The sequence below is a fragment of the Rhizobium sp. P1_C7 genome, from assembly GCF_056406295.1.
The window spans coordinates 22,955-47,851 of the sequence record NZ_JBFUAL010000024.1 but is presented as its reverse complement, the minus strand read 5'-3'; the positions used below and the strand labels follow the sequence as shown (position 1 = coordinate 47,851).

21 protein-coding genes and 1 pseudogene are annotated in these 24,897 nt (G+C 58.6%); 7 read left to right on the top strand and 15 right to left on the bottom strand.

The features are described 5' to 3' along the window. Positions 1–46 precede the first annotated feature (46 nt). The gene (locus tag AC1D2R_RS27115) at positions 47–1,030 is read right to left on the bottom strand and encodes an arabinose ABC transporter substrate-binding protein (protein ID WP_477972237.1); all 984 of its coding nucleotides are present in this window, start codon (positions 1,028–1,030) and stop codon (positions 47–49) included. A gap of 316 nt (positions 1,031–1,346) precedes the next feature. Here AC1D2R_RS27115 and AC1D2R_RS27110 point away from each other — a divergent pair, with 316 nt between their 5' ends. Continuing rightward, entirely contained in the window at positions 1,347–2,063 is a 717-nt protein-coding gene (locus AC1D2R_RS27110; RefSeq protein WP_477972235.1) for a FadR/GntR family transcriptional regulator, read from the top strand. Between the two features lie 525 nt (positions 2,064–2,588). Continuing rightward, the gene (locus tag AC1D2R_RS27105) at positions 2,589–3,665 is read left to right on the top strand and encodes a nucleotidyltransferase family protein (protein WP_477972233.1); all 1,077 of its coding nucleotides are present in this window, start codon (positions 2,589–2,591) and stop codon (positions 3,663–3,665) included. Between the two features lie 771 nt (positions 3,666–4,436). Here the strand turns inward: AC1D2R_RS27105 and msrA (AC1D2R_RS27100) are convergent. From msrA (AC1D2R_RS27100) to AC1D2R_RS27080, 5 genes are all read right to left on the bottom strand, one after another. Continuing rightward, positions 4,437–4,964 carry a peptide-methionine (S)-S-oxide reductase MsrA gene (gene msrA, locus AC1D2R_RS27100; RefSeq protein ID WP_477972231.1) on the bottom strand — a complete coding sequence of 176 codons (528 nt, stop codon included), beginning with the start codon at positions 4,962–4,964 and terminating at the stop codon, positions 4,437–4,439. Positions 4,965–5,024: 60 nt separating this feature from the next. Beyond that, positions 5,025–5,759 carry a peptide-methionine (S)-S-oxide reductase MsrA gene (gene msrA / locus AC1D2R_RS27095; protein WP_477972230.1) on the bottom strand — a complete coding sequence of 245 codons (735 nt, stop codon included), beginning with the start codon at positions 5,757–5,759 and terminating at the stop codon, positions 5,025–5,027. A 149-nt stretch (positions 5,760–5,908) separates the two neighbouring features. Continuing rightward, positions 5,909–6,400, bottom strand: coding sequence for a peptide-methionine (R)-S-oxide reductase MsrB (gene msrB, locus AC1D2R_RS27090; RefSeq protein WP_477972228.1), 492 nt, complete (start codon positions 6,398–6,400; stop codon positions 5,909–5,911). A gap of 563 nt (positions 6,401–6,963) precedes the next feature. After that, positions 6,964–7,215, bottom strand: a complete 252-nt coding sequence (locus AC1D2R_RS27085) for a hypothetical protein (protein ID WP_477972226.1) — start codon at positions 7,213–7,215, stop codon at positions 6,964–6,966. Between the two features lie 154 nt (positions 7,216–7,369). Next, positions 7,370–7,579 carry a hypothetical protein gene (locus AC1D2R_RS27080; protein WP_477972224.1) on the bottom strand — a complete coding sequence of 70 codons (210 nt, stop codon included), beginning with the start codon at positions 7,577–7,579 and terminating at the stop codon, positions 7,370–7,372. A 37-nt stretch (positions 7,580–7,616) separates the two neighbouring features. Between AC1D2R_RS27080 and AC1D2R_RS27075 the strand changes: the two are divergent. Continuing rightward, a pseudogene (locus AC1D2R_RS27075) lies at positions 7,617–7,893 on the top strand (non-homologous end-joining DNA ligase); the annotation flags it as partial. A gap of 84 nt (positions 7,894–7,977) precedes the next feature. Beyond that, positions 7,978–10,194: an adenylate/guanylate cyclase domain-containing protein gene (locus tag AC1D2R_RS27070; RefSeq protein ID WP_477972279.1), complete on the top strand. Its 2,217-nt coding sequence runs from the start codon at positions 7,978–7,980 to the stop codon at positions 10,192–10,194. Positions 10,195–10,214: 20 nt separating this feature from the next. On the opposite strand, the gene AC1D2R_RS27065 is transcribed toward AC1D2R_RS27070, so the two are convergent. The 3 genes from AC1D2R_RS27065 to AC1D2R_RS27055 form a co-directional block, all read right to left on the bottom strand. Beyond that, positions 10,215–10,706 carry a YHS domain-containing (seleno)protein gene (locus tag AC1D2R_RS27065; RefSeq protein WP_477972222.1) on the bottom strand — a complete coding sequence of 164 codons (492 nt, stop codon included), beginning with the start codon at positions 10,704–10,706 and terminating at the stop codon, positions 10,215–10,217. Between the two features lie 78 nt (positions 10,707–10,784). Further along, a complete protein-coding gene (locus AC1D2R_RS27060; RefSeq protein ID WP_477972220.1) occupies positions 10,785–11,375 on the bottom strand; it encodes an ankyrin repeat domain-containing protein in 591 nt (196 codons plus the stop codon). 243 nt (positions 11,376–11,618) lie between these two features. After that, the gene (locus tag AC1D2R_RS27055; protein WP_477972277.1) at positions 11,619–12,452 is read right to left on the bottom strand and encodes an alpha/beta fold hydrolase; all 834 of its coding nucleotides are present in this window, start codon (positions 12,450–12,452) and stop codon (positions 11,619–11,621) included. A gap of 284 nt (positions 12,453–12,736) precedes the next feature. Here AC1D2R_RS27055 and AC1D2R_RS27050 point away from each other — a divergent pair, with 284 nt between their 5' ends. After that, a complete protein-coding gene (locus tag AC1D2R_RS27050) occupies positions 12,737–13,213 on the top strand; it encodes a MarR family winged helix-turn-helix transcriptional regulator (protein ID WP_477972218.1) in 477 nt (158 codons plus the stop codon). A 267-nt stretch (positions 13,214–13,480) separates the two neighbouring features. Here the strand turns inward: AC1D2R_RS27050 and AC1D2R_RS27045 are convergent, their stop codons facing one another. Continuing rightward, a complete protein-coding gene (locus tag AC1D2R_RS27045) occupies positions 13,481–14,560 on the bottom strand; it encodes a glycosyltransferase family 4 protein (protein WP_477972216.1) in 1,080 nt (359 codons plus the stop codon). A 93-nt stretch (positions 14,561–14,653) separates the two neighbouring features. Next, entirely contained in the window at positions 14,654–15,976 is a 1,323-nt protein-coding gene (locus AC1D2R_RS27040; protein WP_477972214.1) for an NAD(P)-binding protein, read from the bottom strand. Between the two features lie 435 nt (positions 15,977–16,411). Between AC1D2R_RS27040 and AC1D2R_RS27035 the strand changes: the two genes are divergently transcribed. Beyond that, positions 16,412–17,851, top strand: coding sequence for a lipopolysaccharide biosynthesis protein (locus AC1D2R_RS27035; RefSeq protein WP_477972212.1), 1,440 nt, complete (start codon positions 16,412–16,414; stop codon positions 17,849–17,851). Positions 17,852–17,861: 10 nt separating this feature from the next. On the opposite strand, the gene AC1D2R_RS27030 is transcribed toward AC1D2R_RS27035, so the two are convergent. From AC1D2R_RS27030 to AC1D2R_RS27015, 4 genes are all read right to left on the bottom strand, one after another. Then, positions 17,862–18,905, bottom strand: a complete 1,044-nt coding sequence (locus tag AC1D2R_RS27030; RefSeq protein WP_477972210.1) for a glycosyltransferase family 2 protein — start codon at positions 18,903–18,905, stop codon at positions 17,862–17,864. Continuing rightward, on the bottom strand, positions 18,905–20,563 hold the full coding sequence (locus AC1D2R_RS27025; RefSeq protein WP_477972208.1) for a Wzz/FepE/Etk N-terminal domain-containing protein: 1,659 nt from the start codon (positions 20,561–20,563) through the stop codon (positions 18,905–18,907). Before AC1D2R_RS27025 ends, AC1D2R_RS27030 begins: the two co-directional genes overlap by 1 nt. Next, entirely contained in the window at positions 20,553–22,586 is a 2,034-nt protein-coding gene (locus AC1D2R_RS27020) for a glycosyltransferase (protein WP_477972206.1), read from the bottom strand. The genes AC1D2R_RS27025 and AC1D2R_RS27020 overlap by 11 nt, the downstream gene beginning before the upstream one ends. Before the next feature lie 115 nt (positions 22,587–22,701). Next, positions 22,702–23,427, bottom strand: a complete 726-nt coding sequence (locus tag AC1D2R_RS27015) for a sugar transferase (protein ID WP_477972204.1) — start codon at positions 23,425–23,427, stop codon at positions 22,702–22,704. 322 nt (positions 23,428–23,749) lie between these two features. Here AC1D2R_RS27015 and AC1D2R_RS27010 point away from each other — a divergent pair, with 322 nt between their 5' ends. Continuing rightward, on the top strand, positions 23,750–24,820 hold the full coding sequence (locus AC1D2R_RS27010) for a glycosyltransferase (RefSeq protein WP_477972275.1): 1,071 nt from the start codon (positions 23,750–23,752) through the stop codon (positions 24,818–24,820). The last annotated feature ends 77 nt before the right edge of the window (positions 24,821–24,897 follow it).

Here is a 24,897-nt window from a genome sequence, read left to right as displayed (position 1 = left end):
CCGGCGGCACGTCGCGCGCCGCCGGGTGGGATGATCCTGGTAATGATTACTGGATTCCAAGGTCCTTGCGGACCTTCTCATAGTCACCGCGCAGCGCCAGCGAACCCGAAGTCAGGGTCAGCTTTTCAGGCGCCTTGTTGTTGGCAATCCAGTCATACATGTTGAGCGCGGTTTCATAGCCGTGACGCTTCGGCGAAATGATCACGGACCCGAAAAACCCCGTTGCAGACGGCTTCTTGAATTCGTTGATCGCGGACTCCGCGCCGCCAATACCGACGGCGATCACGTTATCTGCTGGAATTCCAACGCTCTCGGAAGCCCGGACGGCACCCAGCGCTGCCTCGTCGTTCAGACCGAACGCAACCCAGTACTTCACGTCCGAATGCTTGTTGAGAACCGTCGTTGCCGCGTTGAGCGCCGCTTCCGTATCCGTCTTCGCCTGCGGGGCGTCGTAGATGTTGGCAGCCGGGAAGCCGGCAGCCTTCAGTGCAGAGATCGCACCTTCGACACGATCGACAGCCGTAGGAAGCTGGTCGTAGGAGACGCGGATCGCGCCGACATTTTTCATGTCCCAGCCGCGCTTTTTGATCTCATCGGCGATCGCCTGTCCGACGGTCTCGCCAATCTTCGTGGCGGAGATGCCCATATGCGGCACATCTTCAAGGGGCTTGCCGTCGGCGCCCACGAGCCGGTCATCAACCGTCATCAGCTTGAGCTGGTTGGCTGCCGCCTTAGCGACGATACCCGGACCGAGTTTCACATCAGGCGTGCAAATGATGAACCCCTGCACGCCCTGCGCACCGAGGTTGTCGATTGCAGACTGCACCTTCTCACCGTCTTCCGCGCCGATCTTGACGACGGTAAAACCCTTTTCCTTGCCCGCCTGATCTGCAAATTTCCATTCGTCCTGGAACCATGGCTCCTCTGGCTGCTTGACGATGAAGCCGATCTTCACATCCTCGGCAAACGCTGATCCCGCCGCCATGACGGCAAGCGTGCCAGCAAGAATCGCTGCTTTAAATACGCGCATTCTTCTCTCCCAAAAAATCTAATCGACCTGCCTCCCAGGTCGCAACAATCGGACTAGGGTATTTCATCGCATCAGTCAAGTTATTGTATGATGATTAGTTTCATAATCAGCCGGGCTTCCTGCTGGACGGGCAACGGCCCTGCGGACGGTCGACGCGCACCCTCGAATGCCCCTGATTTTGGATAGGCTGCCCCCTAATTCCAACTTGTTTGGGGCGGCGATTTCACTGTCTGCGCCATTTTATGAGCATTACGACATCTTGAACCGCTGCCTTTAGCGCTTTAGAGCGTAAGGTGGCGACGATGGGGAATCTGAAATGAAAAAGACGGAAGATGATGACGGAAGCTCCTATCGTGAACGTTTCCATGACGTCGTAGTGGATGCTCTGGGGCGGCGAATAATCAGCGGAGAGTCACCCCCCGGCTCGCTGATAGGACCCGAGCAGGTTCTTTGCGACGAGTTTGGAACGTCCCGAACCGTTATTCGGGAGGCAGTCAAAATTCTGTCAGCGAAAGGCATTCTGGAAAGCATACCGAGAAGCGGGACACGCGTGATGCCGCCCAGTTCGTGGCACCTTCTCGACCCGCAGGTCCTCGAATGGCGACTGGACAGCCCCGGGCACAATAGAAAAGCCCGGCAGGACCTTTACGAACTCCGGGCCTACTTTGAGCCGAGTGCCGCCGAACTTGCTGCGCGGCGCTCAAATTCTCAGGATCACCAGCGCATGAAGCATGCGCTCCTCGGCATGGCGCTCGCCTCGAACTGCGAAGAAATGATCGAACACGACCTGGCATTCCACAAGGCAATCCTGGCTGCCACCGGAAATACCTTGTTTCAGGCATTGGGGACGCTGATTTCCACCGCGCTTCGACAAGTGTTTACGATCGATCTCGCGAATACGACGCGTGACGACGATCATTGGATCAGGCGTCACCAGGATGTCTACGAGGCGATCGCCAGGCGAGAGCCGGAAACGGCTCGCGCCCATATGATGGAATTGCTCAGCGACGTTAACGCACTTCAGCAGCCTTAGTGAGAAGCCCGGTTCGGGATTAGTCCTGCATCTGATGGCTAGCTGCCATTTCGCACATCAAGGGCGACCCCACCAACAAGCTCAATCCCGTCGAACGCGACGAGGGCGGGCCCAGGCCCACAGGCGCCTGCGCGATCATGCCCATGCAAACCTGTTCATGTGGTGCGAAGAAGCTTTCCATGGCTGCGTTGTCGAAGCAGTTTCCCTTGCGTGGCATGCTTTGGGCGATGTTACAACATCGAGCGCATCAGGTTGAAACTCAAAGGGCTGAGCCCCGTGAAATAAAGGACCCACCTTAAATCATCCATGAACCGTCCAACTTTACGGGGTCAGTTCAGAACCGGTTTTTTTTGTTGTGCCATAGCATCAGGTGGGCTCTGTTATAAGTTTTTGGCAGAAGCTTATAACGTTGACATTAGAGGGGCGAGTTATAAGGTAGTGGCAGAGACTTATAACGCCCTGTGAAAATGAACGGAGCCGAGTTTGTCGCCGAGAGCTGCCGCACTCCAGAAGGAAGAAATGCCAATGATGAAAGAGATCGACATCAGCTATCGGACGATGTTCGCGGAGTTGGCGCAGCGGACGCTCGACGCACAATTCGCAGCAGACTTTCCCATGGAGGGATGGTTCGTAACCGTCACCGTGAAGGCCCGCGATTACTGGTATTTCGATCTCCCTACTCCCGAGGGAAAGGACAAGCGAAGCTATGTCGGTCCACACAGCGACGAGGCAATCACGGCGCGGGTGAAGGCCCACAAGGCGATTAAGGACAACATCCGGGAGCGGAGGCGCATGGTCAGCACGCTGCGCCGTGCTGGCCTCCCCGGCCCCGATCAATTTGCAGGCGACGTTACAAAAGCCCTCGCCGACGCCGGATTGTTCCGACTGCGAGCTGTCCTGATAGGGTCGGTGGCATTCAGCACCTATGCGGGGATGCTGGGGGTCCGGTTGCCCGCGGCGGCAATGCAGACTGGCGATGCGGATTTCGCGCAGGACTTCGCGATCTCAGCCGGGGTCGAAGACAGTTTGCCGCCCGTGTTGGAGGTCCTCCAATCGGTCGATCCCGAGTTTCGGGCGGTTCCGCACCAAGCGGACAAAGCCAAGGTGGTCGCCTTCCAGAACACCAAGGGCTACCGGGTGGAATTCCTGACGGGAAACCGGGGATCGGACGAACACACGGGGAAGCCGTCGCCCATGCCCGCCCTCGGCGGCGCGTCGGCGGAAAACCTGCGGTTCCTCGATTACCTGATCTATGAGCCTGTCCGCACGGTGCTTCTCCACCGCGAAGGCGTGAACGTGCTAGTCCCCGCTCCCGAACGGTATGCCGTCCATAAGCTGATCGTGTCCTCCAGAAGGCTCACCGACACGCTGGGACGCGTGAAAGCGGACAAAGACCTATTGCAGGCGGGCTTGCTCTTCGAAGCACTCATAGAGACGCGCCACGGCGACGAGCTGGCCGATGCTTGGGCGGAGGCATGGGATCGTGGGGATTCGTGGAAGGAAGGTATGACCAACGGCCTCCTGCGACTGCCTGACAATGGTGTCAAAGCGCTCGGCAAGGCTCTCGGCCCCGAGGTGGTGGAAGGCTCGGTGAAAAGGTGATCGGGCAGATGATGATCGTGCCAAACGAATTTTTGGGTCTGGCGAGCCTATGCTGGAAAGACGGCTCCATCACCCGATAGACGCGTTTGGCGTTCGTCCATCGGGACCATGCCCACGCATCTCGGGTGACTTGATGCCTTGACCTGTTTCCTCCCGTCAGATCCAACCGTCCCATTTTCCCCGTTTTGAATTCGAATTTCTTACCCGCCAAAATGGCGGTTCACAGCTGATGACCCGTTCATTGACTATTCCTTTGCTGGCACGAACGCCTAAAGAGCGTGATGGATCAAAGGGTTGCAGGCCGGCGAGCGGCACGCCCATGAGAAATTCCGCACCCTCCTACATCCGACGGTTGCCGCCTGCAATTGCCAACGTCTTGCCAGCATCGACCCGCCAGGACAGCGACCAGTCGACATAATTTTTCCTCGGGCGGTGACCTGATGAGAGCGCACGGTCGCGACACCTTGTGCCCGGTGGAGACATCCGGTTTCGCGCGAGATATGCCTGGTTTTCATCGATGTCGGGACGTTGCATCGCTGACCACGGGCCTCGTCGAAAAAATGGCTGTGACCGGCACGCGGAAGAACCTTGATAATCTCGCCGGGGAAGCGATACCCTCGCGCAATGCCTGAGCGCAAATGCACCGTCAGACCATGAAAATCTTGGCCGCCCAATGGGAAGAGTGACGAACGAGGGCAGGATACGACCGGACACAATTGACCTGTCCGATCGGAAAGGAGGACGGCAGGCTCGTCCTCCCCTTGCAGCCGCTTACGAGGCCTGACGCACTGCTCCCGATGCCTGACGCTTCGGCAGCTTCCAGCCTGGCCGAACGAAATGGCATGTGTAACCGTCCGGAATACGCTCCAGATAGTCCTGATGCTCCGGTTCGGCTTCCCAGAAATCACTGGCCGGCGTCACTTCAGTCACGACCTTACCTGGCCAGAGATTGGAGGCCTCTACATCGGCGATCGTCTCTTCTGCCACACGCTTCTGTTCGCCACCGGTGTAGAATATCGCCGAACGATAGCTCGCGCCGCGATCATTGCCCTGACGGTTCATGGTCGTCGGATCGTGGATCTGGAAGAAAAACTCCAGAAGATCGCGATAGGCGATTTTCGAGGGATCGAAGATGATTTCGATGGCCTCTGCATGATTGCCGTGGTTGCGGTAGGTCGCGTTGGCCACCTCGCCGCCGGTGTAGCCGACGCGAGTGGCAATGACGCCATCATAGCGACGAATGAGGTCTTGCATGCCCCAGAAGCAACCACCGGCGAGAACTGCGCGTTCAGTTGTCATCGAACTTCCTTCCATTTAGCATCCCTGGTGTTCTATCGTTCCGATCCGTTCCCGCCGCCATCAATTCGATCCGGCGTTTGCAACGAGAACTGGCTTGGCGCGATAATCCTTCGGGAAAATCTTCTTGAGGTTTTCGATCTTAGGCAGATCGTTGACCACTATATAGGGATAGGTCGGGTTGTTTGTCAGGAAGTCCTGATGATAATTCTCGGCTGCGTAGAATGACGTGCCCGGTTCGATCCTGGTGACGATCGCAGCATCGAAGACACCGGCATGATTAAGCTGGCTGATATAGGCCTTTGCGACTTTCGCCTGCTCGTCGTTGGCCGGAAACAGGGCAGATCGGTACTGCGTTCCGGTGTCGGGTCCCTGCCGGTTGAGTTCGGTCGGATCGTGTGCGACCGAGAAGTAGATCTGCAGGAGGCGGCCGTAGCTCACCTGCTTCGGGTCGAAGACGACCTGCACGGATTCCGCATGACCGGTATCGCCGTTGCTCACCATCTCGTACTGGGCGGTGTTCTTGTTTCCGCCCGCATACCCTGACTTTGCACTGATGACGCCGTTCACGTGCTGGAAGACACCCTGGACGCCCCAGAAGCACCCACCCGCGAAAATGGCAGTCTCTTTGTCTGACGCTGCCCGTTCGTCCACTGCAGGAGCCGGAATCATGCGTGCCTCCTCCGCCGCGGACGGGGTGAAGGAAAATGCCGAATATGCCGCCAGCATGACGGCCGCGCCAAGAGCGATAGAGTGCACGGGACGTTGACGCTGACGTGATTGCTGAAGCTCGTTCATAGAGATTTCCTCTCAGCCGAAAGTGAATTGCAAGCCTGAACGCCAGGATCGAGAAAGCGGATTTCAAACGTATCTCCCGGACCAGCCAGCTTCGAACGACGGGATGCATCGTCTGCCGGCGCAAACAGGATCATCGTCTATGCCCTTGATCAGGCCGAAGCCGGATGAAATTTCAACGCGACCCCATTCAGACAGTAGCGCAGGCCAGTCGGCTTTGGCCCGTCGTCAAAGACATGCCCGAGATGTCCGCCGCAACGGCCACAATGGACCGCCTCACGTACCATTCCAAGCGTGGTATCTCGCGTCGTGCCGATGACCCTATTGTCAAGCGGCGCCCAGAAACTCGGCCAGCCGGTGCCGCTGTCAAACTTCGTGCTCGAAGCGAAGGCGTTCTGCTCGCAACCTGCGCAGGCGAAATTGCCCTTGCGTTCTTCGTGAAGCAGCGGGCTCGTGAACGGCCTTTCGGTTCCCGCCTGTCGAAGAACCGCAAATTGGTCAGCCGTCAGCAGTTTCTTCCATTCGTTATCTGTGTGTGTAACGGCAAACGTTTCGCGAGCGTTTGCGCTGACGCCTGTGAACGCGAGCCGCAAACCGATCGCAGCAACTCCAGCATCCAGAAGTAGGCGACGTCTGTTTAACACGTTCTTGCTCCGCACCTAAATCAGCATGGCACCTTACCAGCTACGAATCCGAAACGCTTTTTGTTACAGCGACCGCAACAAATCCTGGAATGCGATGCTGGCGCTTGGAGCACCCGACCAGCCGAGTCAGTGTACCTTCCGGAATATTTTCTATTCCGCACCACCGTTCACAACAACAACATCGATCTCATTTTGTCGTGATCGATGCTGCTCATTGGAGAGCCCGGAATTTCCTGCAGACCATCAGGACAAACCCGCAGCTTACTGCGACAGTGCTGCCTGCGCTTATCAACCGGAATAGCAGCCTCACTGTCAGGAAGACATCCCATGGCTTGCCATTGCCGAACGAAGCAACCCAAGCCCTACAGGAGCTCGCCGCCTTCGCACGCCGGGCCCTCGAGGAAGAGAACCGCCTGGCTACACTCTCAGTAGAGCAGCTCAGCCACGCCAAGCACTAGGCCACTTGAAGGGATCGTCTGGCAGTGGGAGAGACAAAGGCGGTCAACAGATAAGCTTCAAATATCGAGAGGTCGGCAGCGATGCTGCCGACCGCTCTCTTCTTATTATTTCTTATCTTGCTGCGAGTGCACCTCGGAAGCGCGAGATCCAGGGGCGTTGGTCTGGTCGCCAGCGCCATACGGCCCGGCGCCCGTGCCATTGCCCCCGACCCAGTCGCCATTGCCTTTGACCTGAGACGATAGTTGGCCGATGGTCGAACCGTTCGACTTCGCGTTGTCGTTGTTGGTCATAGTCGCGCCAGCGAACGCCGATGTGGCAAGCAGCGAGAGAAATGCTGCCAATGCAAACTTCTTCATGATGTTTATTCTTCCCCTAGACTACGGACTATTCCGTATAGCTCATATATACACTCGCTTCACCTACGGTAAGTAAGTAGAAACCATGTTCACAGGTCTGAGATCGACCAAATTTGGGTGGATCCCGCAGGTCGAGACTAGCCGCGTGGGGAGGCTACAGAGACGTCTTGAGCCTGATCCGGTTCGCCGGCATCAAAGCGATCTCCTCGAGCTGGAAAAGGGCGCTTACGATCTCGTTTTGCTCGAAACCGGCTGCGACAAGCGAGGGACCGATGTCCAAGAGGTTGATCGGCGTGGATGGGTCGGCTTTGAGTGTTCGGAGTTGGGCGAAAATAGCGGTTCTGATTTGGTCGAAACGGTCCATGGGAGACTCTTAAACGAATTGGTGCTGTCATGTTGTGATGATTAAAACGCCGTCGCGCCCTTCTCGATCCAAGCCGTTGCTTCGCGATGATGGCCGGCCGCTGCAAAGCCGCCCGTCCGCAAGCGTAATCCCGCTTAGCTGGCCCTCCCCTTTGATCCCATGCCTGCCCTTGTGGAACCGGCACTTGCCGCACTCAAGCAAAAGCCGCGTTCGGGCGACGAATGGGCGTGGTAGAAATCAAATGGGACGGATACCGGCTCGCGGTCCACGCTGAAGCCTCTGGCGTCAAAATCATCACCCGGGGCGGCTATGATATCGCTCAGACCTGGCGATGGCTTCGTCGCGGGACCTGCTGTAGGATATTGACCGTAACACATCGCCCTCCGAGAAAGACCGGGATGGAGCGCCGTCTTGCAGCAATCCTGATCGCCGATGTCGTCGGTTACAGCCGCCTGAGCCACACCGACGAGGAGGGTACCCGCGCGCGTTTCCAGGCGGATCAGAATAACGTCTTCGAGCCTGCGCTCGATCGTCACCACGGCCGTCTGGTCAAGACCATGGGCGATGGTTTGCTGGTCGAATTCCACAGCGTTGTCGATGCGTTGCGCTGTGCGGTCGAGGTTCAACAACTCATGGGCGTCAACAATGCCGCTGCGCCCGAGAATCTCCGGCTGGATTTCAGAATCGGCATCAATCTCGGCGACGTCATCGTCGAGGGGGAAGACATCCAGGGGGATGGCGTCAATATTGCGGATCGAATACAAGTCCTGGCAGAACCCGGCGGCATCGCCATCTCCGGCACGACATACGATCAGGTGAAATCGAAAGTCCCGGTTGGCTTTGCTTCGCTCGGCGAGCAACGGGTAAAAAGCATCGCCGAGCCGGTCAGGGTATATCGCGTCCTGCTTGACCCGAGTGCCGCCGGAAAAACGGTCGAAACTCGCAAGCGCCTGTCACCTCGCCGCCTTGTTGCGGGCGTAGCTGCGGCCGTTGTCCTGGCTCTTGCCGGTGCGGCGCTGTGGTGGCAGCCTTGGCCGCTCGCAAAACACACGCAGGTTGTCCAACGTTTCGCTTACCCGCTGCCGGACAAACCCTCGGTTGCCGTTCTACCATTCATCAATGTCAGCGGCGACACCGAGCACGACCATCTCGCAGAGGGATTGACTGACGACCTCATCACCGAACTGTCCAAAGTGTCCGGTCTCTTTGTCATCGCGCGCCATTCGGTTTTCGCCATCCAGAGCTCCGTCAGCAAGATCCAGGACGTCGCTGCCGAACTCGGTGTTCAGTACGTCCTGGAAGGCACATTGCAGCGCGCAGGGTCACGGCTGCGGATCAATGTCAAACTGATCGACGCAGTCAGCGGCCTCTCGCTCTGGGCCGAACGCTACGATCGCCAATATGCCGACCTCTTCGTCGTTCAGGACGATGTGATCGGCAAGATCATCTCGGCCCTTTCCGTCAAGCTCAGCGCGCACGAGCGCGACCAGTTGGCGCGAATACCGACCGAAAATCTCGAAGCCTACGACTATTACATGAGGGGCGAGCAGGAGGGTTTCATCTACAGGGATGTCGACACCTATCGCCGCACCCTGTCCTTCTATCAAAAAGCAATCGATCTCGATCCGGGCTTTGCCAATGCTCACGCGGGAGTTGCACGCGTGGCCGTGGATGTGTGGCGCAATGACTACAATTATCTCTGGTCGGCCGCCGTCGCTCGCAAGATCGCCTATGATGCCGCCGGACAGGCCCTCAAACTGGATCCCAACAACGCCCGGGCGCATACGGTGCTCGCCCTGTTGCAGTGGGTTGACGGCCGAGAGGCCGAGGCAAGGAATTCGGCCAATATTGCGGTCGCGACGCAGCCAAACGATGCGGAAGCGGCCGCAAACCTCGCGCTTATTCTCGTTCACACAGGAAGTCGAGAAAAGGCGGTAGCCGAAATCGAGAGAGCTTTGCGGTTGGATCCCTCGCCCGCGCCAAGCTTTCAACTCTTGGCCGGGATCGTCTTTTACACCGCGGGCGACGATCCGCGAGCGATTTCCTTGTTGGAGTCGACGCTCGACACCTTGCCGAAAGTTGAGCCGGCGCGTGAATATCTGGCCGCAGCCTACGCCGACCAGGGCAACGAAAGCCGGGCCGCAGTGGAGACGGCAAAGCTCTTGGAGCTTTTTCCGGAAAGCAACCTCTCCTACTACAGCTATCTCTACGACTACTGGCGCGATGGTGACCTGCAACGTCATCTGGCGGGGCTGCGAAAGGCCGGCATTCCCGAATGGCCCTTCGGCTTTATGGGCAAGGAAGCCGACAGGCTCGGCGAGGCGGACCTGCGCAATCTCGTCGACGGCAAGAGCTGGACCGGAAAACACAAGAACGGCACCGATTTCATGCAATATTTCGACAAAGCCGGAAATACCGCCTATCGCAGCACGAATACCAGCATCACGGGCGTTATCGAGGTGCGGAGCGACAGCCTGTGCGAAAAATTCGATGGCTATTTCCTGGACCGGATGGTGTGTGGCCACGTCTATCGGAACACCTCCGACGAGCAACGTGACAGCGACTACGTCCACGTGACACCACGGGCACTGACGTTCTTTTCGATTGCACCCTGATCACGCCTGGCAGCGTGGTTTCATTTCGGCGCTGATTGCTGCCAATCGGTGTGCATTTTCTGCGATATGAGCGTCTGCTGTACCTCGGACCAATGCTTCTGAGAGTCCGTCACCTTGGTCGGGTTCTTCTCCATGCCTTCCGCCGCCCCGGGATCGTAGCTTATATACAGTTTGCCATCTATGATCCGCCAAGCCTTGGGGTCGATGTTGGTCGTCACCGTCCCAAAGGAGACGCCATCGGCGCAGTAGCCCCCATATTGCGGCGCGTATTTGGACGGATCGCCTTTAAACAGATCGCGATTTTCGGCGCTCGAGAAATACCAGGTCGCTCCAAGCCAGTGGTAGGAATATTTCGGACTGCCTTCGACAGCAGCGTTCTGGGTGAAGTAGCCAACCGGGTCGTAGCCCTTGATCGCAATATCGCCGAAATACCCGGTATTGACGAAATCTTCAGCCGCTGCAGGCTGAATGAAGACAAGCAGCATGACGGCAGCGCCAAGCGTTTTTCCCACACGCCTTCCGATTTTTTGCACATAGCAAGACATAGTATTGCTCCGTTTTCCGGACGCAGCCATTTACCCCAGAGAGCGTTATTGCCGTTTGGTGCATTCGTTATAGAGCGGCTCGCCAACCAGCTCGGCTTTCTGGCAAACTGCTCCTGCTTTCATGAGTAACGTGGCAGTATCCCAATACCCCCGCCACCCGGCCTGGGTGAGAGGCGTATAACCGTTCCTTTCCGTCGCTTCGACCTCTGCGTCCTTGGTCAACAGGAAGGCTACGACGTCGGCACGGCCTTCCTCGGCAGCGCCATGCAGGGGCGACATCTGATAGAAATTCTTCCTGTCGTTGACTGCCGCACCCTTTGCGACGAGCAGTGTCACGACCTCCAGATTCCCTGCATAGGCTGCGGCATGCAATGCGGTCAGCCCACCTTTGTTGCGAACTTCGATGTCTGCGCCGCGCTCCAGCAAAAGAGTAACGATATCTGCGTGGCCTTCCAATGACGCAATGATCAGCGCCGGCTCTCCGGCCTCATTGGGTTCCGATACATTGGAGCCTTGATTCAGCAGTTGCTTGACGCGAGCGACATCGCCGTCCTTGGCCGCGTCGTGCAAAGGACCTGCCCATGAAGACGAGACGCCGAACAGCAGCGCAGTCACAGTCGCGATAAAGATATTCACGGCACGACCTCGGTTTCGACTAGGGTTCGCATGCGCCGTTTATGGAGGCGCTTATACCATGCACGCCGTCCTCAAACAAGAATTCGCTAAAGTACCAGGGCCTCTGTTGGCAGACGTCGTCGCCCACAGGAGCGGCCTCGGGGACGGTAACTCTGGCGAGAGGGGTGCCGGGTCTATGGAAAAGACGATGGGGCGGCGGTGGCCCCATCGTCCAACTGTGTCCAAGCGTTCCTTGCTCGCCGACTAGGCCCTGAAGAACGCCAGGAGATCGGCGTTGATGGTATCGGCATGCGTGGTCGCCATACCGTGCGGGTAACCACTATAGATCTTCAAGGTGCCATTCTTTAGCAGCTTGGAAGACAGCAGCGCGGAATCGGCAATTGGAACGATCTGATCGTCGTCGCCATGCATGACGAGGACCGGCACGTCGATCTTCTTCAGGTCATCGGTGAAATCGGTCTCCGAGAAGGCCTTGATGCAATCGTAGTGGGCTTTTGCGCCGCCCATCATTCCCTGGCGCCACCAATTGTCGATGATGCCCTCGGAGACCTTCGCATCCTTGCGATTGAAGCCATAGAAGGGGCCGGCAGGAATATCGTGGAAGAACTGCGCACGGTTGGCCGCGAGTGCGGTGCGGAATCCGTCGAATACTTCAATCGGCAGACCGCCGGGGTTCTTGTCGGATTTGACCATGATGGGCGGCACGGCGCCAATCAGCACGGCCTTTGAGACGCGGCCGCCGCCGCCATGTTGTGCCACGTAGCGCGCAACTTCGCCGCCGCCGGTCGAGTGACCCACATGAATAGCGTCCTTCAGATCGAGGTGCTTTACCAGAGCTGCGACATCGGCAGCATAGGTATCCATGTCGTTGCCTTCCGCCGTTTGGCTCGACCGACCATGGCCACGGCGGTCGTGGGCGACGACGCGGTAGCCCTGATTGAGGAAGTAGAGCATCTGGGCATCCCAGTCGTCAGCGCTCAAGGGCCAGCCATGGTGAAACACAATCGGCTGGCCCGTTCCCCAGTCCTTGTAGAAGATCGAAGTGCCGTCCGCAGTTGTGATCGTGCCGCTGCTCATTTGAGCCTTGCCCTTTGAAGACTGCTTGGCTGCGGCTTGAGCTGAGCGGGCAAAAGGAATCGCGGCGGTTGCGGCGGCAAGGCCAAGACCTGCAGTCATCACGCCGCGGCGGGTGGCTTTGTTGATCGGTTCGCTCATTTCGCTCTCCATTTGTTTATTCCGCGATATCTATTATCGCGATAACGATACTGCTAGCGCATCTCCTCGGATCTGTCCATAACAATATTATCGCGATATCATTTTTCGTGGTATCAAAAGAAAACGGAGATTTCAGGAGGCATTCCATGTCCGGCTCTCAGCCCCTCGCATTGGACGATCAGCTCTGCTTCTCGCTGTATGCGGCCAGCATCGCTATCAACCGAACCTACAAGCCCATGCTCGACGAGATGGGGATCACCTATCCGCAATATCTGGTGCTCAATGCCTTGGGGGAGGAAGAAGGAATGACGATCGGTTCGATCGCCGATAGGCTCTCCCTGGAGTCCAGCACCATCACACCGCCGGCCAAGCGCCTTGAGCAGGCAGGGCTTGTAGAGCGGCGGCGCAGTACCGTTGACGAACGCCTGGTTCATGTATGGCTCACCGACGCGGGGCGCGACCTGCTTGCGAAGAGCAGATGTCTTGGCGAGACACTGGTGGAGCGCTCAGGCATGACCATGAAACAGGTCGAGGCGCTCAACGAGCAGGTCCGCGCTTTGCGCGACGCATTGGGTGATTCCAACAAGCCGGGATCAGTCACATCCGGCCGAGGCAATGTTTGATCCGGATACGATCGCCTTTGGTGGGAATTACACCCGAACTTCTGAGGGGGCCAACGTGTTTGCAACCGACCATGGTTCAATGGCCACGCAAACGCCCTTCCATGCGTGCCTCGCCCTGCCACCGGGCTGGCGTCGCTCTTGGCACAGGCGCGTCCTATCGCCATCGCATTCTCCCTGCTCTCCCAGGTCAAACGGGATAGCCACCTTTTCGGACAACGCGGGAAGGCGAGAAGCCGGGGGGATGGCGCGCGACGGTGGTCCTGGCAGCTATGCGGCAACCACCAATTTTTTGCCTTTAGGGATGGCTGCCAGATACACTTGCATCGTCTCGCGCGCCACCCGGTCGATTGTCATGTAGTCAATCCGCACCTGACTTTTGGCCTTCCATGCTGCGATCTGGTCGGGTGCCTCCAACAGGTGACACAGCGTCCCGGCAAGCGCCGCCGGGTCGCGCGGCGGTACGAGAATTCCCGCCTCGCCATATTCAAGCAATTGAGGAATTCCGTCGACCGCAGTGCCGACCACAGCGCACCGTGCCTCCCGCGCTTCCGACAGGACCAGCGGCGCCGGATCGGCGTGGGAGGGGAGCACGAAGATGTCTGCGGCCAGCATGTAGGGATAGGGATCTTCTGTCGCACCGACGAAGGTAACGGCAGGCGCGCATCCCAGGGACGAAACCAACTCGACGTATGCTTGCCTAAACGGACCGTCGCCGACGATGTACAGACGTGCCGCAGGAAAGCTCCGGTATACCGTATCGAACGCCTCGAACAAATCCGGCAAGCCCTTGCGGGGGTGGAGCCCTCCGACGAACACAATGCTCGGCGATTGCAATGCTGCCGGTTTCGCCAGACGTCCTTCCGACCGGCTGGATCCGATCGTGCCGTTGAGAACGACGGCCAGCCTTGATTTCGGCACGCCACGTCTGCGCATGGATGCCCCGACAACATCGCTGACAGCGATCACGCGCGTGCCAAGCCCCATCAAAATCGCACTTTTTTCAAATTCGTTATGCACCGTCGTGATCAAAGGTATGCCCGCGAGCTTGCTGATCGGAAAGGCAAGGACAGCACTCGTCATCATGTGCGCATGGACCACATCCGGCTCGAATTCGCGCACATGACGTCGCAGATCCACCAGCGCCTTGGCCAGGCTGTGCAACTTGCGGCTATGATCAACCATTACGGTCTTGATGCCGTTCTTTTGTAGAAGGCTGTCGAAATCCCCCCCTCCGCTTGCGACACACACCTGATGGCCGAGCGTAACCTGAGCGCAGGCGAGATCCACGCAGGCATGGACGTGGCCATTGAGGCGCCGGGTATGATTGAGGATATGCAGGATGCGCATCACGGACCTTTCGTCATTCGTTTGGCTAACGGGACATGCCCGCATTTCACGATCCATCGGCGCCAAGCAGCGTGCGTTTGCCCCCGTGCCCTATTATTCACGCATCGCTTGCTCGACTTCGATCGTCGAGACCCTGGCTGTCGGCTGGTAGTTGAAGCCGCCCTGACGTCCAAGCGATTCAATTCCATAGGCACGCAGCGTCGAGATGGCCTGCGCCGCATTTTGCGCGGCACCCTTGCTGTAGATCGGATAGGCATTCTCGAGTATCTGGCCATTCTCCAACTTGAGATCACCTGCAAACAGGCCATTGGCCGACGCGTGCCGCCGGAAATCCTCCTCAGCCTCCTCGACCGTTCGAACCTGACCGGCAACAACCTCGACAGCAAAATACTCTCGCGCATTTACGCGTCCATAGAAATCGGAATAGACCGTCAGTCGTTTCCAGGCGCCCAGGTGCGAGAAATTGTAGATGATCGACTGTTTGAAGCCGCGCTCTCCTGAGAAACTGAAATAGAGCGTGATGAGCGTAATCGTATCAAGCCCGCACACCGGCGTCGTCCCGCACAATCTTGCTGCCGTAGCAATCGGGATGGTTGAGATTACCCGCCCGCTCGAAAGCACTCCATCGGACAAATACACTTCGAATCCGTCCGTCGTCCTTTCAATCTTGCGCGTTCCCGCCGACAGCTTGAAGGTAACGCCGTCCCGCACAAGCCGCTCGACGGCTGCTCCGTACAGGACGGAAAACCCCTCCTTCGGGCGCGCCATCTGTCGGTTCATCGGCCCGGCAGCTCGCCTCGGTTTCAGCGCGCGCCTTCCGAGACGGATCAGCGACGCATACTCGCTGATCCAGCCCATGCGTTTGTTGGCCAGATCCAGATCGATTTCCTCTGCCGCAATCCCGTAGAACCGCTTCATGTAGGTTTCGAGGCCGGATCGGTGCAGCAGGTAAGCGCCGATCCAGTAACGCGCGAAATCCTTGGCATTGCTCATTCGGCGCTGGAAGAACCGCGCATAGAGGACGGATGCGAAGATCCGGGCAAATCCGATGGGACCGGCGGCCAGAATGTCGTCACGGATCGAAATGGGATAAGCGGTTATCTGGCCCTGCGGATTCAGCCGACCCCAGGTTGGAACGATCGGTACGTAGAGCGCCAGGAGCTCCGGAAAATGCCTCAGCAGGGGGGAATCATCCTGGAAAATCAAGCTGCCGACATCGAAGGTATATCCCTCGCTGGACGTCCAATCCATGTGATTGCCGCCAACGTGGCCATAGTCATCAACGATCAATACCCTGTTGCCCCGGTCCGCCAGAATGGAGGCGGCGACAAGACCCGAGATCCCTGCCCCAAGGATTATGACATCAAATGCCTGGGCTGCGGACAGCTGTAAGGTCTGATGGCTTACGTCATCCATAGAAATACGCCCCTATCTGCCCCTCCCAGAAGGAGACAATAGTATAATTTATTCCACTAGAAGTCGATATCTGAAACAAACTGGAAAACATGAAAAAGATACCATGAGTATCTTTCCGACATAAACTTATTGCCTAAAGAACAGAACGCGGTTTGGTCTTGATATAGATCAGCAGGTGCTGTTAGAGTGCCGGCGGTTGCTCGCGGGTTCCAGCCGATTGATGGCTGGACTGTCGCTCGCGGTGGCTGGCACAGATCGCGCGAGGTGTCGGCGATTTTGTCGATGAACGGCGTTGGGAGGGGTGTCGTTTCATCGCGCACCAGGCCGTATGCGGTCGCAAGGCTGGAATCATACGAGGGAGGTTGTCGCAGAGCCTGGTGCACGGCGCGCCTGATCCACCACGCCGCCATGCGGGCAGGATAGTCGGAGTACGGAATGCTGGCGTTTAAGGCTGTGAAGGGGGCCGGGTGGCTCGTATTCTCGCGCGTTGTCGGGCGTCTCATCGATTTCGGCACTCTCCTGGTTCTCGCTAGAATCCTGACGCCCGCCGATTTCGGTCTGGCCGCTCTCGCCACCTCACTCGTCGCGGTCGTCGACACGGTGCTCGAAGTGCCGGTCACCCAGGCCCTTATACGCCTTCCCTCAGTTGACAAGAGCCACCTGGATACCGGCTTCACGCTCAGCCTCATCCGAGGCAGCCTGCTCGCGTTCATTGTTCTGGCGGCTGCCTGGCCCTATTCCCTGTTCTATCATGAACCGGTGCTCGTACCTCTGACCGCAGTCCTTGTAATCGGACCCATTGCCAGAGGTTTCGCCAGTCCGGGAATGGTCTACTTCGCACGCGAGCTCGGCTTCCGTCAGACATTCATCCTGGAAGTTTCCGGAAAGCTGTGCGCCAGCTTGATTGCCACGATCGTTGTCCTGTCTGGCGGCGCCTATTGGGCAATCGCCGTCAACTATGCGATCGCTTCGGTAGGCGCCACCGTGGTGTCCTACGTGCTTGCACCCTATCGGCCCGCACTTTCACTTGCACGAATGTCAGATTTCGCACGCTTTGTCGGCTGGTTCAGCTCCGCCCAGCTGATATCCGCACTCAACTGGCAGTTCGATCGCTTTCTGGTCGGCGCATTGGCCGATCGACCGACCCTTGGTCGCTATGCCATTGCAAACGATGTCGCGGTCATCCCGACGCAGAGCATCATTGGGCCGGCTTTGCAGCCGATCATGGCTGCCTTCTCGCAGATCAATACCGATCGGGAACGCGTGAAGCTTGCCTTTCTCAAGGCCGCGCGGTTCGCGATGTTGATCTCGCTGCCCGCATGCATAGGAATTTCGTTGAGTGCAGACTTAGTCACCGACCTCCTGCTCGGGCCGAAATGGGCAGCCGCCGCACCACTCCTGAGTGTTCTCGCCCTTTCCGTGGCGCCCGTCCCCTATTTTCAGACCCTTTACTCCGTGAGTCTCGCCCTTGACCGGCCAAGCATCATTTTCCGGCTGAATGCGACCGAACTCTGCTTTCGCATCGTGCTGGTTCCGATCGGCTTCTACGCGGGTTCCGTGATGGGCGCGAGCTTTGCTCGGGTCGCACTTTCATTCCTCATGTTCATATTCTATCTGGTTGAGGTTCGCCGACTGCTTGACCTCGGGATCGGCGAGCAATGCAAAAACCTATGGAAAATCGCCGTGGCGGGTGGCGCCATGGCAGTGGCGGTGTGGTTCCTGCGCGAGGCGCTTGCCACCAGGGATCTGAACCACATTCTGGAACTGGCGTTCGTTGGAACGACCGGAGCCGTCACCTATATGGGAATGCTGCTTGTTCTTGGCATCCGACTGATTGCGGGTCGCGGCCGCCTGGAACTCGTCGACCGCCGTTGACGGATGCGGCTTAGAACAAAGCCCGGAAAAGGCCGGCTACGGAACGTTCGCCTGGCGAAAGTCGATATGCAAGGCCCCTCAGCGCGCGACGGTTCGGCAGAAGGCCGGAGAGTAGCAGGAAACCGCTCAGAGCACTCCTTGTCCTCACCGAACCGTCGCCCGCCCAAACCCGCTTGATGAGATGGAGGAGTGTTGCGAGCGGAACGCGCCGACCCTCCGCAATCGCGACATAGAGCGAGCGCTCGAGGTAGTAGAAGGTCTTTTCGGCAGCGACCAGGTCAGCGGACTTTCCAAAGCGGACCAGCACCTGTCTGAGGTGCTCGATCCGAGCGACAAAGCGGCTCAATTCCCGACGCAGCAGTTGTGGATCTGGCGCGCGCCCAAGTCCGGAATCATTCCGATCGTGGACCCGGTATCGACCGAGCGCCTGCGACATGCTCACGACATCGCCGAAAAAAGGCGCCGCAAAGAGGATGACGCCGTCAACCGCCTTGTCGTATTCGGCCGCCTCCAGGAGTTGGCAGACATCGCGGCGAAACACGTTACCTGATGTGGGCGGCGTCATATACACGCCGGTCTCCAGCACCTGGGCGGCGAGCATGCCGTTGTCGCGGAAGGCGCCCAGTCTGGGAACGGCTTCACCAATGACTGAACCGCGCCAATCAATGCGCGTCAATGGAAACTGCAGCTTTGCAACACGGTCGTCGAGCTCGCTCAGAATGGCATCCAGCGAGCCCGGCACGAGCTCGTCATCAGCATCGAGGAACAAGACAAATGGTGCCCGTGTCTTGCCGAGTCCATAGAGACAGGCGGCCCGCTGTCCACCATTGCCTGTTCTGTAAGCGGTCACACCCTCGCGCTGGATAACATCCCAGGATGCGTCGGTCGAGCCGTCATCGATGACAATCAGCTCGCAATCCTGCCGACCCTGCGCAGTGACGCTTCGGATGGCCAATGCCACGTAGTCGGCGTAGTTCCAGCAGGGGATGATGATTGCCAATCGCGGTTCTGCGACAGAGCCGCCTGGACCTGGCGCGAGCTCCGCCGGGATCATCACGGGACCCTGTTGATGACGGCGCCAACGACATTGGCGCCGGCTCGCCGCAGAAGCTGGGCGGAATCGACCACTTCCTCGATTGTCGTCTCCTCTGCGCGCACCACGATGATGACGGCGTCGGCAAACGCCGCGAGCGCCAACGCGTCCATCGACCCATGAAGAGGCGGGAGGTCGAGGAGCACATCCCCCTTGAGGCGGGCCGCATCGAGAATTCGCCGGACGCGCGGATTGCGGAAATCAGCAAACAGGTTTGCGTTTGCATCGCGGGAGTGGATAGGCAGGACAGCGACGCCGTTGACATGATCGAAGGAAATCTGTTCGAGCGGCAGACCGGTGAATGCCGCGTCAGCCAGCGATTGCGACAGCGGGGACTGCCGGCCCTCTGCCGCAACCGGATAGTTGCCTTCCGATGTCTGGAACAGGGTTACATAGCCGCCGCCCCTGATGATCAGCTGGGAAAGCGCCGAACAGAGTGTTGTAACGCCCGTGTTCGCCGACCAGGAAACGACGGCGATTGCGATGCTTCGTTCGGTGCGCAGGCTGGTGCAGGCAATTTCGACAGATGTGCGAAGATCGTGGATGGCCCCGACGAACCTCTTTTCCTGTACGCTGTTGACGTGCAGTGGCACCACATTGACACCGGGAGTGTCGGGAATGGAGCCGAGGCAGACGATCCCGGTATCGCGCGCAAGTTCCCTTGCATTGCGGATCCTTCGGTCGAGGGCAAGATTGAACACGATAAGCCCAAAGCCGCCGAGCAGCCCCAATACGCCGCCAAGCGCAGTTATCAGCGACGTGCGTGGCGCCGACGGGCCAAGGGGGGGAAGTGCTGCGCCGATGACGCGGGCATCGGCATCCGGCGTCGGAATGGCCGGCAGCGTTCCATTCTGCATGGCGATACGGGCGGCTTCCACCTGCGCGGCCAGAGAATCCAGGCGTCCCTGCAACGCCTCCGTGCCTGCCCTCGCGGTCTGCTCCTTGAAGGAAACCGCCTGGAAAATGTACCCGGATACAGCGGCATTGGCGACGCGAGCCGGCAAGGAGGGATCCGAAGACGAATACGCGACCTCGATGACAAAGGACTGCCCAACGCGACTTGCATTGAGGCGCCTGGCAAAATTGAGGAAGGCGGCGCGCGTCGTATCGTTGGCAAGGTTGCCCGTTGCATTGTCAGGCAGGCGCGCGACCGTGTTGGATTCGGCTTGGCCATTGGGCGAGAGGAGCGAACGAATGCCCGCTGCCATCCTGGAAAGCCAGCCCGGTTTTTGCGGGGCGAGTTCCGGATTGTCTTTGAGATTGAGACCTTGAAAGACTGCCGAGAGCAACTGCTCCGACTTGATGGTTTGCAGCTCGCTGTCGGCACGATAGAGGTCAAGGCTTTGCTGGGAGCCAAATTCCTGGCCGGAGGCGGCCGACTGCCGCGGTTCCAAAAGGAGGGTCGCGGTCGCGCCATAGATTGGAGGCAATGAACGTGCGTAAAGGCCGGCAATCACCAGGCCCGCAAGCGTGCATGCGACGAGGCTGTTCTTGTGCCGAAAGCCAAGTGCTATCAGGGAGCGAAGCAGCGCCAGCGGTCCGTCGCCTTCGGTCTGCACCTCATCCAGTCGCCAGAGCCGCGATGTGACATCGAGGGGACGTGGTCTGTTAAACATCATCGTGGCTCCTGCCGCCGTCCGCTTTCGTCACTGTCTGTGGCAGGGCAATTTCGGCGGCACGCTCCGGTTCGAGGCGACCACGCAAAACGTCTGCGATTGCAATAAGATTGCCCTTTGCACGCCCCTTCCTGTCAATGAAGGGTTCGGGCCACACGGCTCTCCCGAAGTTGCTGGCGGCATTGCCAAAGATATGGTCGACAACCTTCGCGAGCGGCATTGTCCCTTTACCCATCATATAGAGAGGATTGATGATTTGCGAGTATCCGAGGCGCTCGCCGCTCACCCGGCCGCTTTTTACGCCCATGTGAACCCCATAGGCCAGCGACCATTTCACGAGCCGGCCCCCACGCTTTGCAAGCTCCGCCGCAAAGTCCCTATCCTCCAGCCAGCCGTAGAGAACGAGCCGTTCGTCAAACCGCGTGCCGCGTATGGCTGCCACACGGAAGGCCATGTTGCAGCCATACGGGCTGTAGGGCTCCGTCCATTCCGGCTGTAGCTGGATCTCAGCTGTCTCGACGAGACGCACAGCCTCGTCAAAGCCGATCCCGGGCCCCTTGATTCCGTCGGCAACAACGCGACCCGTAAGGCCGACCACCTGGCTTTCATCGCGGAAAACCCGATGAGCCGAAACCAGCCAGTTCCTGTCGGCGACGAAATCGTCGTCGAAGAACGCCACGATTTCCATATCCTGATCAAGCCGATCCAAACCCGTGTTGCGCTGGGCTGCAAGCCCAGCAGGGCCTGTTACCACCGTCACGTCGGGATGCGAAATGAGATCGCCGGCATCGGCAGCATCGACGCAGGATACGATCACGGTCGCAGGCTTCAGCGTCTGTGTCGCAAGGAAGTGCCGAACCGTGGATGAAACGACATGTGGCCTTCCGCGCGTTGCGAAGATAACGGCGACGCGAGGTGTCAACGGCACTGCCGGCCTATAGGTTGCGACATCCGCACCGGGTCGCCCAAGCAAGTCGAGATATCCTGTCGCGGTACTGTGCCAGGAGAATTGGCGAACCTGCTCACGGCCGCGGCCGATCAGATCTTCACGCAATGCAGCCGAGCGACTGAGGGCGCCAATGTGACGGATCCATTCCTCGGGATCGAACGGCGAGGCCAAAAGGGCCGCTTCGCCACAAACCTCCGGCATGCTTGCACAGTTTGACGCGACGACGGGGCAGCCTCGGGCCATGGCCTCGACGATTGGAAGCCCAAATCCCTCTGTCAGCGAAGGAAACACCAGGCACAGGGCACGGTCGAGCAGGTAGGCGAGATCGTCGTCTGACACCCTGCCGTAGAAATGTACATTGGGCTGGCCATTCAACGCCTCCGGGGTGAAGATCCCCTCACCGCCGCCGGCGATGATGACATCAATGCCCAGTTCATGAAGAGTTGGGGCGATATCGATCACAAGGGAGATATTCTTGTGACGGGCGCGCGATCCGAGAGCCAGCACGAAGGGGCGCCGCGCGTCGCGTGCCGCCAGCAGGTCGGGCGCCGCCTTCGCCAGGCCAGGGTTCCAATCAAGGGCGTGTTCGTGCCCGTTTGGCAGGACGGTGATATCTTTCAAAGATACAGGCAAATGACGGGCAATCTGGCGGGCCGCGGCGTAAGAGACCGTTGTGATGCGCGCCGAACGGCGGGCAAGAACGGGCTGAAGCCTGTGATAGAGAAACCGAAAAGCGTAACTGTAGCTGCCAGGCGCAGCAAAAATGTTGGCGTCGTGAATGCATACGATCTGGTCGTGCTTGAGCGCCGGAGCCGTATTGCACAGGTTGAGGAGCCGGCGGCCATCGCTGAGGCGGGGCAGCTCAAGCTGCTCCCAGGCATGACCCGCCGTATATCCACCCTTGGTAAGGTGCAACCGCTTGAATTCGACATCATCCGCGGCGTTTGGCGCGAACACCGTCATCCCCTCGGCTGGCGCAAATCCATCGAGTGCGGCGACGACCTTATGGGCGTAGCGCTGCACGCCGGTGACACTTTGCGTGAGAAAACGACCGTTGATCGCCGACAACGCGCTCATGGCATGTCTCCGATGGCGCAGCGTCTGACCCTGGCGGCGCGATCGAACAATCGAAACACGTTGCCGGGAAGGGTTTCAAACATGGGCGGCCGCGGTCATGAGCACCACCGGATCGTCAACAACTGCCTCGCGAGCGCAGCACCGCTGGGATGGTCTTCAACATGATCGCCAGATCCCCGAGAAAGCTGCGTTCTCTCACGTAAAGTACATCGAGCGCCACGCGTTCGCTATAGGTCGTGTCGCTGCGCCCGCTTACCTGCCACAATCCTGTAAGGCCAGGACGAACCCTGATGTAGTCGGCAAAATGAGGGCCGTAGAGTTCGGCCTCGCTGCCGACAATGGGGCGAGGACCAACCAGACTCATCTGCCCTCGCAAGACGTTCACGAGCTGCGGGATCTCGTCGATGCTGCTCTTTCGCAGCAGAGCGCCGAACGGCGTGACACGCGGGTCATCCCTGAGCTTGCGGGTCGCCATCCACTCTTCCTTCTGGCGCGGATTGGCGTCGAGATGTCTGGCAAGCACCTCCTCTGCATTCGGGACCATCGTCCGGAATTTAAGGCAAGGGAACGTCTCGCCATTCTTGCCTATGCGCCGATGCGCAACGAAAATCGGACGGCCCTGCAACACGAGCAGCATCGCCGTGAGCATCAGCATCATCGGCGACAGAAGGACCAGTGCGACGACGGCCAGTATGGCGTCGACCGCATATTTGAAAGATGCCGAGGCGACGGAGGACCAGGTCTTCCTCTTCGCTTCACTATTCCGGGAAGCTACTCGGCGAGCGTGCAGTTGTGTCTCATTGAACCTGTCAAAATCCAGACCGAGATCAATTTCCCTCATCTGCGTACTCCCCACATAATAGATAGGATTGCTACACGTACAGAGAAATGCCGAACGGGCATGCACAAGGAAGCTAACAAGTATTAAACGGTTTGACAATGCGTTTATTGCACTGCACACTACATCAATGCGACGTATGTGAGAGACAGCACTGTAAAACGCAGCTATTATCTAAAGTCGGCATCAGGAACTATCTAGCGTTTCTATTAAAATACGGAAACGTGTATCATTTTTCCTGCCCTACACGCTACAGTAATATCGATTGTGTCCGATCTTGGAGCATTGCGTGCGAGTAGCAATCATACATTACTGGCTGGTGGGCATGCGCGGGGGCGAGAAGGTTCTGGAAGCCCTGTGTGATATCTTTCCGACCGCCGATATCTTCACGCATGTCTTCGATCCTTCGGCCATTTCCGAGACAATCAAGGCCCACACGGTCCGCACGACGTTCATCGGGACGCTGCCCTACGCACGGAAGATGTATAAGAAGTATCTGCCCCTGATGCCTATGGCGCTCGAGCAGATCGACCTTGGCGCCTACGACCTTGTCATCAGCAGCGAATCCGGACCGGCGAAAGGCGTGATACCGACATCGCCTGCATTGCATATCTGCTATTGCCACTCGCCGATGCGCTACATCTGGAACATGTACAACAGATATTATGACAGCTCCAGGCTCGTTACCCGCCTGATGATGCCGCCAATGGCGCATTATCTGCGAACCTGGGACGTCGCGACCGCCAATCGTGTCGACGACTTCGTTGCCAACTCGACGACGGTCGCGCACCGCATAAAGAGCTACTACCGCCGAGATGCAGCGGTCATCCATCCGCCGGTCGATACCACGTCTTTCCGTCCCGTCCCGGCATCCGAGCTCGGCGACTACTATCTGATGGCCGGCGAACTTGTCAGCTACAAGAGGCCCGAGCTTGCTGTCGAAGCGTTCAATAAAATGAAAGCCAAGCTGGTGGTGATAGGCGGCGGCGAGATGCTCAATCAGCTGAGGAAGATCGCAGGCCCCACCGTGACCATCCTGGGCTCGCAGCCGTTCGACGTTCTCAAGCACCACTATGCGCGCTGCAAGGCTCTGGTGTTTCCAGGGGAGGAAGACTTCGGGATTGTGCCTGTCGAGGCGATGGCGAGCGGGCGCCCGGTCATCGCCTTCGGGCGCGGAGGGGCGACCGAAACCGTCATCGGCAACAAGACCGGCGTGTTCTTTGGAACGCAAACTGCAGAGGAATTGATGGACGCCGTTGACCGCATGGAGCGTCTGGACTTTAATCCCGCCGATGCGGTTTCGCGGGCCGCCGAGTTTCGCCGAGACATTTTTATCGACCGGTTCCGCAACCACGTCGAGCAGGTAACCGGGACAGCGCTCGCCCTTCCCGCGTAACAACAAAATAAATCGTCGGATGGCGCCTGCAATCCGTATGATGGGAGAAACAGCATGCGATCCCTTGTCTGGCGTCG